General features: G+C 34.9%; 12 protein-coding genes and 1 tRNA gene. 6 read left to right on the top strand and 7 right to left on the bottom strand.

The window, feature by feature from the left end; translation table 11 throughout:
- The first annotated feature begins 310 nt into the window (after positions 1-310).
- Entirely contained in the window at positions 311-634 is a 324-nt protein-coding gene (locus tag F6K15_RS01665; protein ID WP_293056270.1) for a DUF3593 domain-containing protein, read from the top strand.
- A gap of 95 nt (positions 635-729) precedes the next feature.
- Positions 730-1,767, top strand: coding sequence for an endonuclease/exonuclease/phosphatase family protein (locus F6K15_RS01660; RefSeq protein ID WP_293056267.1), 1,038 nt, complete (start codon positions 730-732; stop codon positions 1,765-1,767).
- 26 nt (positions 1,768-1,793) lie between these two features.
- Here the strand turns inward: F6K15_RS01660 and F6K15_RS01655 are convergent, their stop codons facing one another.
- A complete protein-coding gene (locus tag F6K15_RS01655; RefSeq protein ID WP_293056265.1) occupies positions 1,794-2,033 on the bottom strand; it encodes a hypothetical protein in 240 nt (79 codons plus the stop codon).
- A 1,251-nt stretch (positions 2,034-3,284) separates the two neighbouring features.
- Positions 3,285-4,514: a methionine gamma-lyase family protein gene (locus tag F6K15_RS01650; protein ID WP_293056263.1), complete on the bottom strand. Its 1,230-nt coding sequence runs from the start codon at positions 4,512-4,514 to the stop codon at positions 3,285-3,287.
- A gap of 543 nt (positions 4,515-5,057) precedes the next feature.
- Here F6K15_RS01650 and F6K15_RS01645 point away from each other — a divergent pair.
- Positions 5,058-5,870, top strand: coding sequence for an acyl-CoA desaturase (locus F6K15_RS01645; protein ID WP_293056261.1), 813 nt, complete (start codon positions 5,058-5,060; stop codon positions 5,868-5,870).
- Between the two features lie 1,076 nt (positions 5,871-6,946).
- Here the strand turns inward: F6K15_RS01645 and F6K15_RS01640 are convergent.
- The 5 genes from F6K15_RS01640 to F6K15_RS01620 all read right to left on the bottom strand — a co-directional run bounded on the left by F6K15_RS01640 (position 6,947) and on the right by F6K15_RS01620 (position 10,029).
- Entirely contained in the window at positions 6,947-7,351 is a 405-nt protein-coding gene (locus F6K15_RS01640) for a hypothetical protein (RefSeq protein ID WP_293056259.1), read from the bottom strand.
- Positions 7,352-7,799: 448 nt separating this feature from the next.
- Positions 7,800-7,871: transfer RNA gene (locus tag F6K15_RS01635), tRNA-Gly, on the bottom strand.
- Between the two features lie 241 nt (positions 7,872-8,112).
- A complete protein-coding gene (ribH, locus tag F6K15_RS01630; protein WP_293056257.1) occupies positions 8,113-8,694 on the bottom strand; it encodes a 6,7-dimethyl-8-ribityllumazine synthase in 582 nt (193 codons plus the stop codon).
- Positions 8,695-8,880: 186 nt separating this feature from the next.
- The gene (gene psbZ, locus F6K15_RS01625) at positions 8,881-9,072 is read right to left on the bottom strand and encodes a photosystem II reaction center protein PsbZ (protein WP_293056255.1); all 192 of its coding nucleotides are present in this window, start codon (positions 9,070-9,072) and stop codon (positions 8,881-8,883) included.
- A gap of 405 nt (positions 9,073-9,477) precedes the next feature.
- Positions 9,478-10,029, bottom strand: coding sequence for a hypothetical protein (locus F6K15_RS01620; protein ID WP_293056254.1), 552 nt, complete (start codon positions 10,027-10,029; stop codon positions 9,478-9,480).
- 542 nt (positions 10,030-10,571) lie between these two features.
- Here F6K15_RS01620 and F6K15_RS01615 point away from each other — a divergent pair.
- The 3 genes from F6K15_RS01615 (at position 10,572) to F6K15_RS01605 (ending at position 14,315) form a co-directional block, all read left to right on the top strand.
- Positions 10,572-11,903, top strand: coding sequence for a 5'-methylthioadenosine/S-adenosylhomocysteine nucleosidase (locus F6K15_RS01615; RefSeq protein ID WP_293056253.1), 1,332 nt, complete (start codon positions 10,572-10,574; stop codon positions 11,901-11,903).
- Positions 11,904-11,956: 53 nt separating this feature from the next.
- Positions 11,957-12,133, top strand: a complete 177-nt coding sequence (locus F6K15_RS01610) for a hypothetical protein (protein WP_293056250.1) — start codon at positions 11,957-11,959, stop codon at positions 12,131-12,133.
- 121 nt (positions 12,134-12,254) lie between these two features.
- Positions 12,255-14,315 carry a hypothetical protein gene (locus F6K15_RS01605; protein WP_293056248.1) on the top strand — a complete coding sequence of 687 codons (2,061 nt, stop codon included), beginning with the start codon at positions 12,255-12,257 and terminating at the stop codon, positions 14,313-14,315.
- The last annotated feature ends 54 nt before the right edge of the window (positions 14,316-14,369 follow it).

The following is a 14,369-nucleotide window of genomic DNA, read 5'->3' as shown; positions in this document are numbered from 1 at the left end:
AGACTATAATTTTTTGACAAATTACATATATTCAGAAGTGAGCTATTTTTCAGCACTCCAGACTTATATATCTATAACGTTATAGTTTTGAGAGAGTATTTAGAATACTGAGAACTGAATCTAGACTAGAGACTATAATTTTTTGACAAATTACATATATTCAGAAGTAAGCTATTTTTCAGCATCCCACACCAGATAATCTATAACGTTATAGTTTTAAATCTGTAAATTTAGAGTCTTTGAAATACTCACTCCTGACTCTAGACTACTAGCTACTTAATACAACAAAATTTTTTATACTCCTAAAAATATGATTTCTAAAGATACTCTGTTTGCTCTTTCTCTATTTCCCTATTTAGGCTTTCTTTGGTTTCTCACTCGTTCAGGCAAAACACCCCGTTTAGCCTTAATTGGATTTTATGGAACTTTAGTATTTGTAGGTGTAACTATTCCCGCCGGAATTTATGCTAAACAAGTTTATAGCGAAGCCTTAGCAAATATTGATTGGTTACATGGTAGTGCAGAAGTATTTCTAACACTATCTAATATTTTAGTAGTGCTAGGTTTTAGAGAAGCTGTTTTAAAGAAGGAAGAGAAAAGAAGGAAGAAGGAAGAAGGGAAAACTGATTTTTAAAGAAGGAAGAAAGTTTTAAAGAAAGAAGAAGGAAGAAGGAAGAAAAAAACTCAAATCTTACTTTTTTTGTAAATAGGTTTGGAGGCAATGGGCAAATGAATCTCTTCTTACTTTTACAAATAATTACCAAAGTATTTGTCTATAGTTATTCAGGATTAATTTTAATTTACTTCATACTCCGACTAATATTCTGGGATAAATTCTGGCTAATAGCTTTAATTGGAAATTTTATCCCTTTAATTCTTTTCCCAATATTAATTCTGCCACTCCCGGCATTTTTAATTATAAAAAAACGTTGGTTTTTGATAGTTTCATCTATTGCTTGTCTGCTGCTTATTGGTTGGTTACATACACAATATTTTTCTCCTCAAACTATTTCCGCAGCAAATACTCAACCTCTGAAAATTTTCTCCTTAAATAATAGTTGGCATAAGACTGAAACCGAAACCCTAGTAGAAATAATCAAACGAGAAAAACCAGACATTGTATTTTTACAAGAAATTACCAGAAATCATATTACAAAATCCTTTCCTAAATTAAAAGCTGAATATCCTTATCAAACTTCAGATGATATTAAAGGTTATAGAGCAGCTATTCTCAGCAGATATCCTATAGAATTTCAGGAAAATCTACACTTAGCAGGTCATTCAGAAGTTCAACAACGAGCAATTATTAAAATTAAGGAAAAGCTAATAGTTGTCTATAATATTCAAACAATTTCACCTTGGATTCGACTTCGGAAAATTTTACCTTTTTTGACAATTCCAGTTTATGAATTTGATGAGCGATCGCTAGAAATTCAAGACTTAATAGAACGACTAAAAAAAGAAAGTTTGCCAGTTATTGTGGCGGGTGATTTTAATATGAGCGAACAATCTGAGGACTACTATTATTTAAGACAAGTATTAAATGATTCTTTTCGAGTATCAGGAATGGGTTTTGGTTTAACTTGGCCTGCGGGGTGGCGTCTGGATTTTCTAATTCCAAATTCTACCTGGAAATTGAATTATCCTCTGTTGAGAATTGACTATATTTGGTATTCAAATCATTGGGTTTCTAAATCTGCTGAAGTTTTGTCAACTACAGGTTCAGACCATTTGCCTTTAGTCGCGGAATTGGTGTTAAGTAAATAGTGGAAATTATTATGGTTTGTAGTTGGTTATTTCTGGTTCTGCTTTGTTATTCTGTCATCAATTATGTAATTAAGCTGTTCAAATCCTCTAAAACCTATCTCAAATGCACCTTCTACATATCCCTCAACCGACTCTGGTTTACCCAGAAGAGAAACCACGAACTCTTTAAAAGCCTCCATGTTTATAGGCAGATTGATTGAAGGGTTCTTTCTATTAATAGAAAAAGGTGGAATTTCTAGATTCTCATTATCCATCTCATTATCCATTTGAATAAACTCCGATAAATTAACTAAGCCTATTATAGAAATCATTTAACATTGCTATATCCGCAATAAAAGGAAAAATTTCATCCTCTACCTCCAGGAGCTTCAGCAAATGAAAATACTATTGTTCTATACGCAATAGAAGAGAAAAATGTCATCCTCCACCTCCAGGAGCTTCAGCAAATGAAACCACTATTGCTCTATACGCAATAGAAGAGAAAAATTCCATCCTCCATCTCCGAGAGCTTCAGTAAATGAAACCACTATTGCTATATCCGCAATAGAAGAGAAAAATTCCATCCTCCACCTCCAGGAGCTTCAGCAAATGAAACCACTATTGCTCTATCCGCAATAAAAGAGAAAAATTTCATCCTCCACCTCCGAGAGCTTCAGCAAATGAAACCACTATTACTCTATCCGCAATAAAAGGAAAAATTTTATCCTCCCCAGAAGCTTAAGTAAATGAAACCACTATTGCTCTATCCGCAATAAAAGAGAAAAATTTCATCCTCCACCTCCGAGAGCTTCAGCAAATGAAACCACTATTGCTCTATCCGCAATAAAAGAGAAAAATTTCATCCTCCACCTCCGAGAGCTTCAGCAAATGAAACCACTATTGTTCAATAGTAATAAAAGGAAAAATTCCATCCTCCATCTCCAGGATCTTCAGTAAATGAAACCACTATTGTTCAATAGTAATAAAAGGAAAAATTCCATCCTCCACCTCCGAGAGCTTCAGCAAATGAAACTACTATTGTTCAATAGTAATATAAAGAGAAAAATTTCATCCTCCACCTCCAGGAGCTTCAGCAAATGAAAATACTATTGTTCAATAGTAATAAAAGAGAAAAACCTCATCCTCCATCTCCAGAAGCTTCAGCAAATGAAAATACTATTGTTCAATAGTAATAAAAGGAAAAATTTTCATCCTTCACCTCCGGAAGCTTCAGTAAATGAAACTACTATTGTTCAATAGTAATAAAAGAGAAAAATTTCACCCTCCATCTCCGGGAGCTTCAGTAAATGAAAATACTATTGTTCAATAGTAATAAAAGAGAAAATTTCCATCCTCCACCTCCAGAAGCTTCAGCAAATGAAACCACTATTGTTCAATAGTAATAAAAGGAAAAAATTTCATCCTCATATCTCTAGGAGCTTCAGCAAATAAAACCACTATTGTTCAATAGTAATAAAAGGAAAAATTTCATAATTAAAAAATTCTAACTTTTGACTTTTAACTTTTAACTTCTGACTTCAAAAAAACCCTACCGCCTCAATAGCCGCCTCCAGAGCGATCGCCACATGAGTCCAATGAGTTCCCCCCTGACAAAACACCACATAAGGTTCCCTCAAAGGACCATCCGCCGAAAATTCAGAAGTCGCCCCATCAATAAAAGTCCCCCCCGCCATAACCAACTGACTTTCATATCCAGGCATCGGTGCAGGTACCGGATCTAAATAAGACCCCACAGGCGAATATTGCTGAATAGCTCGACAAAAAGCAATTAACTTCTCCGGGGAACCCAACTTTATCCCCTGAATAACATCCCGTCGTTTTTCAAAAGGAAGAGGATTAACAGCATAACCCAACTTATCAAAAACATAAGCCGTCAAATGATTACCCTTCATCGCCTCCCCCACCATTTGAGGCGCCAAAAATAAACCTTGAAACAACAACCTATTCTGCTCAAAAGTTGCCCCACCACTACTACCAATACCAGGAGCAGTTAACCGACAAGCAGCAGCTTCCACCAAATCTTCCCTACCCGCCACATACCCACCAGCCGGAACTATAGTACCACCAGGATTTTTAATTAAAGACCCCGCCACTAAATCAGCTCCCACCACAAGAGGTTCCCGCTCTTCAATAAACTCCCCATAACAGTTATCCACAAAACAAACTGTCCGAGGATTTTGTTCCTTAACTATCTTGACAATTTTCTCAATATCTGCAATAGACAAACTAGCCCGCCAAGAATAACCACAAGAACGTTGAATCAAAGCCAGACGAGTCTTCTCAGTAATAGCAGACTCCAACCCTCGCCAATCTATTGCACCAGTCTCAGTTAACGGCAATTCCCGATAACTAACACCAAAATCTTTCAGAGAACCTTGACCCTCCTCCCTCAGACCAATAACCTCCTCCAAAGTATCGTAAGGAGAACCCACCACAGACAACATTTCATCCCCTGGCCTAAGAGTGCCAAACAAAGCACAGGCGATCGCATGAGTTCCAGAAACAAATTGGACCCTTACCGCTGCTGCCTCAGCCCCCATAACCTGAGCAAAGACCTTGTCCAAAGTTTCCCGTCCTAAATCGTCATGGCCATAACCAGTAACTCCTGCAAAGTGATGGACACCTACCCGATGCTCCCGAAAAGCATCTATAACTCGTCTGAGATTTTGCTTGACTAAGCTATCAATATCGGAAAATATGGGAAATAACTCTTGTTCTGCTGTTTGTAGATATTTAGTGCTGCTCATTTTTAATTTAATTTGTTTGATTTGTGATATGCTAAACAAAGTGTAAATTTTTGTTAATACTCAAATTCACCATAAAACCTAAAATTACTTTTTAAACAAATAGTTAATTTTAGATATTGACGCTGTGCTTTTTTTTTTGAACAAAGTGTCATCAAAAAATTATGACAATTTTGAAGTAAAAAAACTCAAAAAACAAAGCAGTGTTTTACTCAATGTAAAAATAGTAATTGACTTTTTTTATTAATCAAATTTTCATAGTCAATTACTAAAACTTAGAGATTTTACTATATTTATTTAGTATATTTATAGTAGCTTGGTTTAAGAAAAATTATCCTGTATTATTAGTTAGGAATCTAAACTTAAACACTTAAAATACCTGGATTTTGGCATAAGAATATTTTTTAACTTTCTGCTTCTGAATTAATAGATATAGATTAAGTAGTTATTACCAAAATATTTTCCATATCCTATACGAACATATAAATTTGCTTTGATTTAAGCTAGCTCCTTTTGAGCTATTTAGTTCTTAACCTAGAGATTTTCATGACAATTTCAGCATCAGAAAAACTTTCCGTTGATTGGAGCATCATAGGCTTTATGGCATTCCTGCACATTGGAGCCTTGTTTGCCCTATTTCCCAGTAACTTTAGTTGGACTGCAGTTGGCCTAGCCTTATTATTACATTGGATTACAGGTGGTCTAGGTATTACATTAGGCTTTCATCGTATGGTGACACACCGCAGCTTTAAAACTCCCAAGTGGCTAGAATACTTCTTAGTTTTTTGCGGTACACTTGCCTGTCAAGGTGGAGTTTGTGACTGGGTAGGTTTACATCGTATTCATCACCTACATTCAGATAATGAACAAGACCCCCATGACTCCCATCGTGGGTTTTGGTGGAGTCATATGGGTTGGATGCTTCATCATCTACCAATCAGATCGGAAGTTCCTCGCTATACCAAAGATATAGCAGACGATCCTGTTTATAAGTTTTTGCAAGTAAACTTTATTCCCATTCAGTTTGCTTTTGGCATTTTACTTTTCCTTATAGGAGGTTTGCCTTTTGTAGTTTGGGGTATTTTCTTCAGAATAGTTGCTGTTTTTCATTGCACTTGGTTAGTTAATAGTGCCACTCATAAGTTTGGTTATCGTACTTATGATGCTGGTGATTCTTCGACTAATTGTTGGTGGGTGGCCGTATTAACTTATGGTGAAGGTTGGCACAATAACCATCATGCTTTTCAGTATTCTGCACGTCATGGTTTGCAATGGTGGGAAATTGATACGACTTGGATGATGATTCAATTATTACAAGTTTTTGGTTTAGCAACTGATGTGAAACTAGCAACAAAATAGCATAGCAGAAGGAAGAAAAAAGAAGGAAGAAGGAAGAAGTAAGAAGTAAAATTCTCACGTTGTCTGAGTTTTCTTTTGAACTATCCTAACCTTTACTTCGACTGCTATAAGAGTCCTAAATTAATTTTTTTACCCTATATGATGCTTTTCATATAGGTTTATTTTTGTAAGTATCTCCTCCAAAATGCTTACTTATTTTCTGCTTTAATACTTCATCTTTTTTTGCTTTGCTAGGGTGATATTAGGTCTCATTAATAGTATAGCGCTGTGCGCAGGCAACAGGCAACAGGCAACAGGCAACAGCTCATCTGGAGGAATAAAAAACCGATATTGTAAGACTTTTAGCTATTGGACAGTTCTTGTAATTTGTAAATATGCCAGTGCACATTGCTATAATACAGCAGACCCATTTTAGTGAGGTACAACCATTGCGGGCAAGATGTCTGCACTATAAATATTTAATTGTTAATATCTGTACTTTATATGCTTAGAATATGCTGTAAAAATACTCTTCTTCATTATCTTGAAAATGTCTGAAATTTCCCACTATTCCCTGCTATCTACTCCCCTGATCAATAAAATTAGTTGAAGCTTCAATTATTCAATAATTAACACAGAAATAATAACCTTTTCGATAATTATTAGTCAGTTCATGTTAATTACTTGGTGGTGGTGCATTGTAATGGTCGTGCATTGTAATTATTTTTGTTACGAGAACAGTGGGAGCATCTTGCTCCCATGACCAAATAATTAAGGTTTGAAGCCTCTCCTTTAAAGGAGAAACAAGAAAAAAATTTCCTTTGAGTCTGATCTTTTCTTTTTAAGGAGAGGTAATTATTAATTATTAATTATTAATTATTAATTATTGAAGGGTATTCCTTTTTCCTGTATATCATTACGCGAGCAGGACTACCAAATTACTGTTATGTTTACTGAAAAATTAAGGTTTAAAGTCTATCCTTAAAAGGAGAAAAAACAAAAAATTTTCCTTTGAGTAAATTCTCTTCTTTTCAAGGAGAAGTAATTATTAATTATTAATTATTAATTATTAATTGTTGAACACTCCCCTACTCAAATCACCGTCTATAAGCAAGCCAAACAATCAAGGCAGGAAGCATAGCCAAAACCACTGCCACCAGTGCCCAAATAATTATATTAGAGCCAGGAGAGTGTAAGGCCAGAGGCAGCCAAATCACTAATGGGACTAAAATCATTACTAGAGCTATTGGTAAATAATGCGCTCTCCAATTAGAATAGGCACGATTCCAATGTTTGCCTGTCCATCGCCAAGCTGGTTTGTAGGGATAGTGAGTGGAGAGTTGTTCAATAGTATCGCCACTTTCATTTACCACAAATATTTGCTGACAGCGATTACAGCCAAAGGCATCTGTCAGGGCTATTGCAATTAAGTGACCCCTACGCCGACATGGACAGGGGTAATCTCCATTCAAATCAATTTTCAGAGCTTTTTGAGGTCGCAAAGTAATCGTAGAACTGGCGTTGTTGACATTCTCTCCCGTTAAATCAAATATTATAATGGGAGATTCCCAAACCTCACGATTTAGGTTTACTGCTTGAATGGCACTTATCTAGACTGTTGCCAGCCCCTGACAGTACGCCTACACAGTCAATTTATTCTACGATCTGCCCGACCGCAGTGACACCTCGATGATGGGGTGCTTATTGTTTGTTTGGTGGCGATTCATCTCCCGGTATAATCTTCGATTTATCGGGAGTCCTCTCGCCCCATTTTTGATAGAGAAAAGACAATCTAATAATCAGCATAGGTATATCATCTCAATTCTAACTTATAGCAGAAGCAAGAGTAAATAAGGATCAAGGAAGAAGTTTTATTCTTGATATTTCATTGTTCTAACTATTTAATAGACAAACTTAGGCTCTATTAGATAAAAGTTTTAACTTAAATTAAGCGGGTAACGCGATTCGAACGCGCGACATCAACCTTGGCAAGGTTGCGCTCTACCACTGAGCTATACCCGCAGTTTTTAACTATAACTCATCATTTCACAAATAATTTTATTTGTCAACCCCCTAGCAGATTTTTTCCGATCAAAAATTGTCGATCGCTTGGTTTATCAAAATAATTGGGTCGCGCAACCCCACCTTTTAAGGCGATCGGGTTTTTGGAGCCTTGCTCAAATCCCCTACTTCCCCTCCTGGGAGGGGTTAGGAGTGGTTTGACTTTTGACTTCTGATTTCTGAATTATGACTTCTGACTTCGTTAAGCTTCTGGAGATACATCAGACTCTACTAAATTGTTTGAAGTTATGGGTAACGCTTGTGTTGTACCAGTAATACTACGATTATTAGATGAGGAATTTATACCACCTCTCATTTGACGCATCAAACTAGCCATTTCTAGAGCATTCATGGCATATTCCCAACCCTTATTGCTTTTAATACCAGCTCTTTCTAGAGCTTGTTGCATGGTATCTGTAGTTACAATGCCAAAAATTACTGGTACTCCCGTTTGAAATGCTGCCGCAGCAATTCCTTTAGATACTTCAGCAGCTACATAATCAAAATGAGGAGTTTGGCCTTTAATTACAGCTCCCAAACAAATTACTGCATCGTAGGTACCATTCATGGCCAGTTGACGGGCGACTAGAGGAATCTCAAAACTACCAGGGACCCAAACATAATCTACTTGAGTACCCTCTGGGTTTGGATCTACACCATGGCGTTTTAAACAATCTTGACAACCCTCAATTAATTTACCAGTAATTAAGTCATTGAAGCGACCAATCACAATAGCAAAGCGTAAGGATTCAGTTTGAGTAAATGTTCCCTCGAAAACTGTCATATTAGAATTCTTTTTTTACTTAAATTTTTTAGATAAAAGCTAATAACTTTTAGTATAAATGTTTAGTTAAGAGTCAAGTAGTAACAAGCACTAACTTGCTATCTCTTGCCTCTTACACTATGTTTTTTCTGGGTATTGCCCAATAGAATTGTCTGATTCTATCAATCTCAAATCAAAATTGTTGGCCTAAACCACCAAAAAGTTCAAAACACCTACTGCAATTACCAGTGCTACCCACAAACCAGAACCAATAAAGATCAAAGGTTTGCCTTGACTCCAGATTTGAGGAGAAGCATAGGCAACAGGTACACCAACTACTAAAACAAAAGATAAGACTACTAATAGAAGTAGTACAAATTGAAACAAGAATGTTAACATCTTTTCTCCCGGTATAACAACAAACTCATCCTATAAAAAATTAGAATATCATAAGTTGTGCGATGGTAATCTTGAAGAAGGCATAAGGCAGAAGGCAGAAGGCATAAGGCAGAAGGCGGGAGGGAAAATTGCTTATGGATAGTCTCCGACACGCCACTTCGTGTCTTAGCAACCCCAAACAATTTTCAGCATCCCTGTTGACGGTGGGGTATTAAAGCCACAAAAGAAAAGGTAATTTGAGTGGTGAATTTTTTGTACAGGTAGGTAGTAGAGTATTAGTTCCTAACAACTAGGTTGGGCGTAAAATTAATAAAAGCAAATTTATCAAATTTTTCATAATTTCTATACAGAGTCTTTTTTTGAGTAATAACTACTAAGATTTTATTGATTTTTAATTCTTCAAATCTATCTGCCTTGAGTTAGATCGGCATAAATAATAATTTCTACGCCTAAAACTACTAATAGAATAAGTTCAAAAGCACAAAATATATAAATTACTAGAGAAAGATTTGTACCTAGAGACCAGAAGGCAAATAAAGCTACTAAACCAGAGAACACAAAAGTAATTTCATCAATAATTAACTGTTCTATTTTTCGCCTTCTTCGTCTTTCGTCGCTTCTATGAAAAATCTCCCAACCAAAGATAGATTCGATATCTGAATCATCTATTTGTGCTTTGATTTTTTCGGTGAGAGTCAATCGAATATATTTTCCAAGAGCAGAGATTTTTTCATCATTAACTAAATAAGTCCAACCGAGAATTAGGCAAACCCAAGGAATAACTAAGAGGGCATAAAAATTAGTTTTATTTGATAGAGCAAAAGAGAGTATTCCGCCAAATATTCCCAGTGTTAGATAAATTATTTGGTCTCGGAAGGCAATACGTTTGAGTTGTTCATCTTTCAATTTTTCATATTCAAGTAGAAAAACTTGAAGTATTGGTTTTTGGTCGTTCATAGAAATTTTTTTCTGTAATAAGTAATAAGTTGGCAACAAAAGCAATTGAGTAGTATTGGAAATAAGTTAAAGTTGATTTAAGAGGAGTTATTAAAAGTCCCATTTGCTACATCTAAGCCCCCGCGCATCCCCCAATTTTGGGGGAATTTTAGGAGAAAATTGACTCTTGTTCCCCCCAAAGTTGGCTTGCTCGGGGGGCAAAATTCAGTATCAAAAAACTTTTCATAATTCCTCTAAAAGCAGTTTAATTTTCACACAGTAGGTTGGGTTGACGCTAAGGAAACCAAACAATAATACAGCAGATTCAACTTTGATAAAATATTCCTATAGCGAGCAAGATACCCGCACTACAAATATTTAATTTTTTGACTTACTAACCTAAAATTATTATCAGCGATCGCCAGAAGATAAAATTCACAATAAGCATTAGTAATTGACCTGTATTTGAAATGAGTTAAAGTTTATTGAAAAGCAGTTTAATTTTTACACATTTCAAAATAAATTACCCATAATAGAAAGCAGTTCAATTAATAGGTAAAGGTATGGCTTGTGCGGTTATTTTAACAGCAATTCGTATCGAATATATGGCAGTACGCGCTCATCTCAGTGACTTGGAGGAGGAGATGCACCCTCAAGGGACAATTTATGAGAGGGGTAAATTTTCTATTGGTGGTCAAAAGTGGGAAGTGGGTATTGTAGATACTGGTACTGGAAATTCTCCCGTAGCAATAGAAGCAGAAAGGGCGATCGCTTATTTTAAGCCTGATGTAATTCTATTTGTTGGGATAGCTGGAGGAATTAAGGATGTCCAACTGGGAGATGTGGTTGCTGCTACTAAGGTTTATGGTTATGAGTCTGGTAAGGTAGCTGAGACCTTTAGGCCAAGACCGGATGTTGGTCTTTCAAATTACAATATGATTCAACGGGCAAAAGCTGAGGCGAGAAAAACAGATTGGTTAGCTAGACTTTCTGATTCAGCTAAACCTAGTGTATTTGTTGCTCCTATTGCTGCGGGAGAAAAGGTAGTTGCAAATACAGAGTCAGATTTGTTTAAGTTTCTTCAGCAAAATTATGGTGATGCTTTAGCTGTGGAAATGGAAGGTCGTGGTATTCTGCAAGCTGCTCATGCTAATCAAAAGGTTTCGGCGTTAATTATTCGGGGTATTTCTGATTTAATTGATGGGAAAAGTAAGGCAGATGAAGGGGGTTCTCAAGAACTAGCTGCTAGTCATGCAAGTGCTTTTGCATTTGAAGTTTTAAGGAAGTTTTTGTTAAGTAGAAATCAACAATCTGCTGAAACAAGAAAAAGTAATAATCAAAACTTAGATAATTACTTAAACAAAATTAAGGAAAACCTTGAAAGTCAAGGTGCTTTAGATATACAAAATAACGTTCATAGTCAAGATGGAAAGTTTGAGTTTGAGCGTGTAGCTAAAATCACTGATTTTGAACTTTATTTCGATGTAATTAAGATGAAAGGAGATGCTTTTTTTCTTATTAGATATTTTTCTTCTATTAATGTAAAACGTTTAAAACAGTATTCTACTCAATGTGTAGAATATGGAAAAAATCAAGCTACTTCATCTGTTTTTTCAGATATTTTAAATGGTAGAATACCTTGTAATGTTTGTTTTTCTATAGCTGTGGTGAAAAACTTATATCGAGAAACTAAAACTAAGATAAGCCAAGAAAATATTTTTGATTTTGATTATTATAATACTTATAAATTATGGTATGAATTTCCTGTTATTTACTGCTTAGATGAAGCCATACTTTATTTTGACAATAAACCTTCGTCATTATCGGAAAAATTCAAGGGAGAAGTAATATGGAAAAGATTGAGAGAAGTCATTGAAACGACTTTAATTCCCTAGTATATAGAGAATTTTATTTTACTCAGATAACAGTTAGCTAAGACGCATTGAAAATGCGTTTAGCAAGTAAAAAGTCAGTAGGGGTAATTATAGATAATCAACAAATTCGTACTGAAGAAATCTTCCATGATATTCGCACCTATAACCTCAACCCTCAAAATGACCAATTTCGTAAATATGCAGCGGAAGTTTCTCCCCGCTTTTTATTAGCTTTTTTCGCTACAATTTAAGTTAACCTTCCTACTGCTTAACTTCTGTCTATCTGTTGATAAATATATACCTTTAGAAAATTTTTCTTGTAGTTTACTATCAAAAACTAAAAAATACATAACTTTAATCTAGGAGAAAATAATGAGTACAACTGAAGCAATAATATTTTCTATTTTAAACCGAGATAATATTATTCACCTAGAATCAATCTTCCAAAAATTGTTTCAACAATTTGATTCTATTTCTGAAAGGCGGGCGTTTATACAAAATGTTGGTATTGATAATTACTTTATAGATAGCCTAGATTTTAAATTACCTCCTCAGCAATTTGTAAGTATATTAGTTGCTGATTTAAAAAATTATAGAGTCTCTCGCCAAAATCCTTATTATCATCCACTATTACTAATTACACATTTTGTAACTAATCAACCTAGAAAAAAATTTTCTTATTTAGAAGAAGGAGATATTCAATATTTAGAAGTATTGCATAAAATGGGAAATTTACAAATTCAAAAAATTCTGCAAAACCAACCTCCTGAAACAATAAAAATTAATAATCAAAGCTTAGATAATTACTTAAACACAATTGAAAAAAATCTTAAAAATCAAGGTGCTTTAGATATACAAAAAAACCTTCAAAGTCAAGATGGAAACTTTGAGTTTGAACTTATAGGAAAAATAACTGATTTTGAACTTCCTTTCGGTGCATTTAATATGAGGGGAGATGCCTTTTTTATCCTCGATTATTTGCCCTCTATAAATACAAAAGCTTTAAGACAGTATTCTACTCAATGCCTAGAATATGCAAAAGATCGAGCTACTTCGTCTGTTGGTACACAAATTTATAATTTTAGAGTACCTTGTAATATTTGTTTTTCTATTGCTGTTGTTAATGATTTAGACCCAGAAATTCAAACTAAGATACGCCAAGAAAATCCTTTCGATGATAATGTTGATTTATTATGGTATGAAGTTCCTATTGTTTACTGTTTAGATGAATCCACACTTTATTTTTATGACCAACCTTCATCATTTTGGGAACAATTCAAGGGAGAAATAGCATGGAAAAGATTGAGAGAAGTCATTAAAACGACTTTAATTCCCTCCTCAACTCCAAATAATCCATCACCTATTCCACCAATACCCGATACCAAACCTCCTTCATCAACAATTGATATTCTAATTATTACAGCTCTCAAAGATGAATTAGATGCTCTAAAAAACTGTGATAATCAATCTGGAAATACTTGGCAAGAATTAAAAGATAATTCCGGCTATCCCTACTACAAAACTACTTTACCTAATAAAAATGGTAAGAAATTAAATATATTAGCAGCGCGACCTGTGGAAATGGGAGAAAACTATGCTAATAATCTAGCTACTCGACTTGTTGCCGAATTAAAACCTCATTGTTTAGCAATGACTGGAGTATGTGCAGGCAATAAAGAAGAGGTTTTTTTAGGTGATGTAATAGTTGCTAATCGAGTCTTTAAACTAGACTATGGTAAACTTGTTGCTCATTACGAATCAATAGATAATCAACAAATTCGTACTGAAGAAATCTTCCATGATATTCGCACCTATAACCTGAAACATAAATGGGAATTTCCTATTCAAAATTTCTCCCAAGATTGGCTGAATACTATTCAAACTCCTAGACCAAAATCTTACCTTCATCAAGAAAGTTGGTTACTCAACAAATTATATGATTATCAACAACAACCATACAAATATCTTGCTCCTCAGCATCATCCAGAAAAAATCAAAGAATGCCCAGACTGGAAAGAAGTAATTCAACGTTTAAGAAAACAAGAATCATTAAAAACAGACTCTTTAGAATTAACTAAAAAAGCTCTCAAGGAAATTCAAAATGAACGACTAGAATATTTAGCAGAGCAACATTACAAAGACCCCTTAAATCCTCAAATTCATATTGGTGTAATTGCTACTACCAGCAAAGTACAAAAAGACCCCAAACTTTTCCAACGTATCGAAAAAATGCAACGGAAAATATTAGGAGTAGAAATGGAAGGTGCAGCTATTGGTGCAGTAGCGGAAATTCAGGAAATTCCCATAATTATTGTCAAAGGAGTTCAAGATTACGCTGATTATGATAAAAATGACCAATTTCGTGAATATGCAGCGGAAGTTTCCGCCCGCTTTTTATTAGCTTTTTTCACGACAATAGAAATCAACTCCTGAAATTATTGTTAATTAAAATTTTCAGTTCAAACTCCTGAATTATGACTCCTCCTT

The organism is Okeania sp. SIO2B3 (assembly GCF_010672525.1).
In the GTDB taxonomy this organism is placed as follows: Bacteria; Cyanobacteriota; Cyanobacteriia; order Cyanobacteriales; family Microcoleaceae; genus Okeania.
The sequence above is the reverse complement of the archived record's forward strand: the minus strand, read 5'-3'. Positions and strand labels throughout refer to the sequence as shown.

What these genes read in the sequence shown, in the direction of transcription:
- F6K15_RS01665 (WP_293056270.1), top strand. Translation starts at nt 311, where the DNA reads ATGATTTCTAAAGATACTCTGTTTGCTCTTTCTCTATTTCCCTATTTA.
- F6K15_RS01660 (WP_293056267.1), top strand. Translation starts at nt 730, where the DNA reads ATGAATCTCTTCTTACTTTTACAAATAATTACCAAAGTATTTGTCTAT.
- F6K15_RS01655 (WP_293056265.1), bottom strand. Translation starts at nt 2,033, where the DNA reads ATGGATAATGAGATGGATAATGAGAATCTAGAAATTCCACCTTTTTCT.
- F6K15_RS01650 (WP_293056263.1), bottom strand. Translation starts at nt 4,514, where the DNA reads ATGAGCAGCACTAAATATCTACAAACAGCAGAACAAGAGTTATTTCCC.
- F6K15_RS01645 (WP_293056261.1), top strand. Translation starts at nt 5,058, where the DNA reads ATGACAATTTCAGCATCAGAAAAACTTTCCGTTGATTGGAGCATCATA.
- ribH (WP_293056257.1), bottom strand. Translation starts at nt 8,694, where the DNA reads ATGACAGTTTTCGAGGGAACATTTACTCAAACTGAATCCTTACGCTTT.
- psbZ (WP_293056255.1), bottom strand. Translation starts at nt 9,072, where the DNA reads ATGTTAACATTCTTGTTTCAATTTGTACTACTTCTATTAGTAGTCTTA.
- F6K15_RS01620 (WP_293056254.1), bottom strand. Translation starts at nt 10,029, where the DNA reads ATGAACGACCAAAAACCAATACTTCAAGTTTTTCTACTTGAATATGAA.
- F6K15_RS01615 (WP_293056253.1), top strand. Translation starts at nt 10,572, where the DNA reads ATGGCTTGTGCGGTTATTTTAACAGCAATTCGTATCGAATATATGGCA.
- F6K15_RS01610 (WP_293056250.1), top strand. Translation starts at nt 11,957, where the DNA reads ATGCGTTTAGCAAGTAAAAAGTCAGTAGGGGTAATTATAGATAATCAA.
- F6K15_RS01605 (WP_293056248.1), top strand. Translation starts at nt 12,255, where the DNA reads ATGAGTACAACTGAAGCAATAATATTTTCTATTTTAAACCGAGATAAT.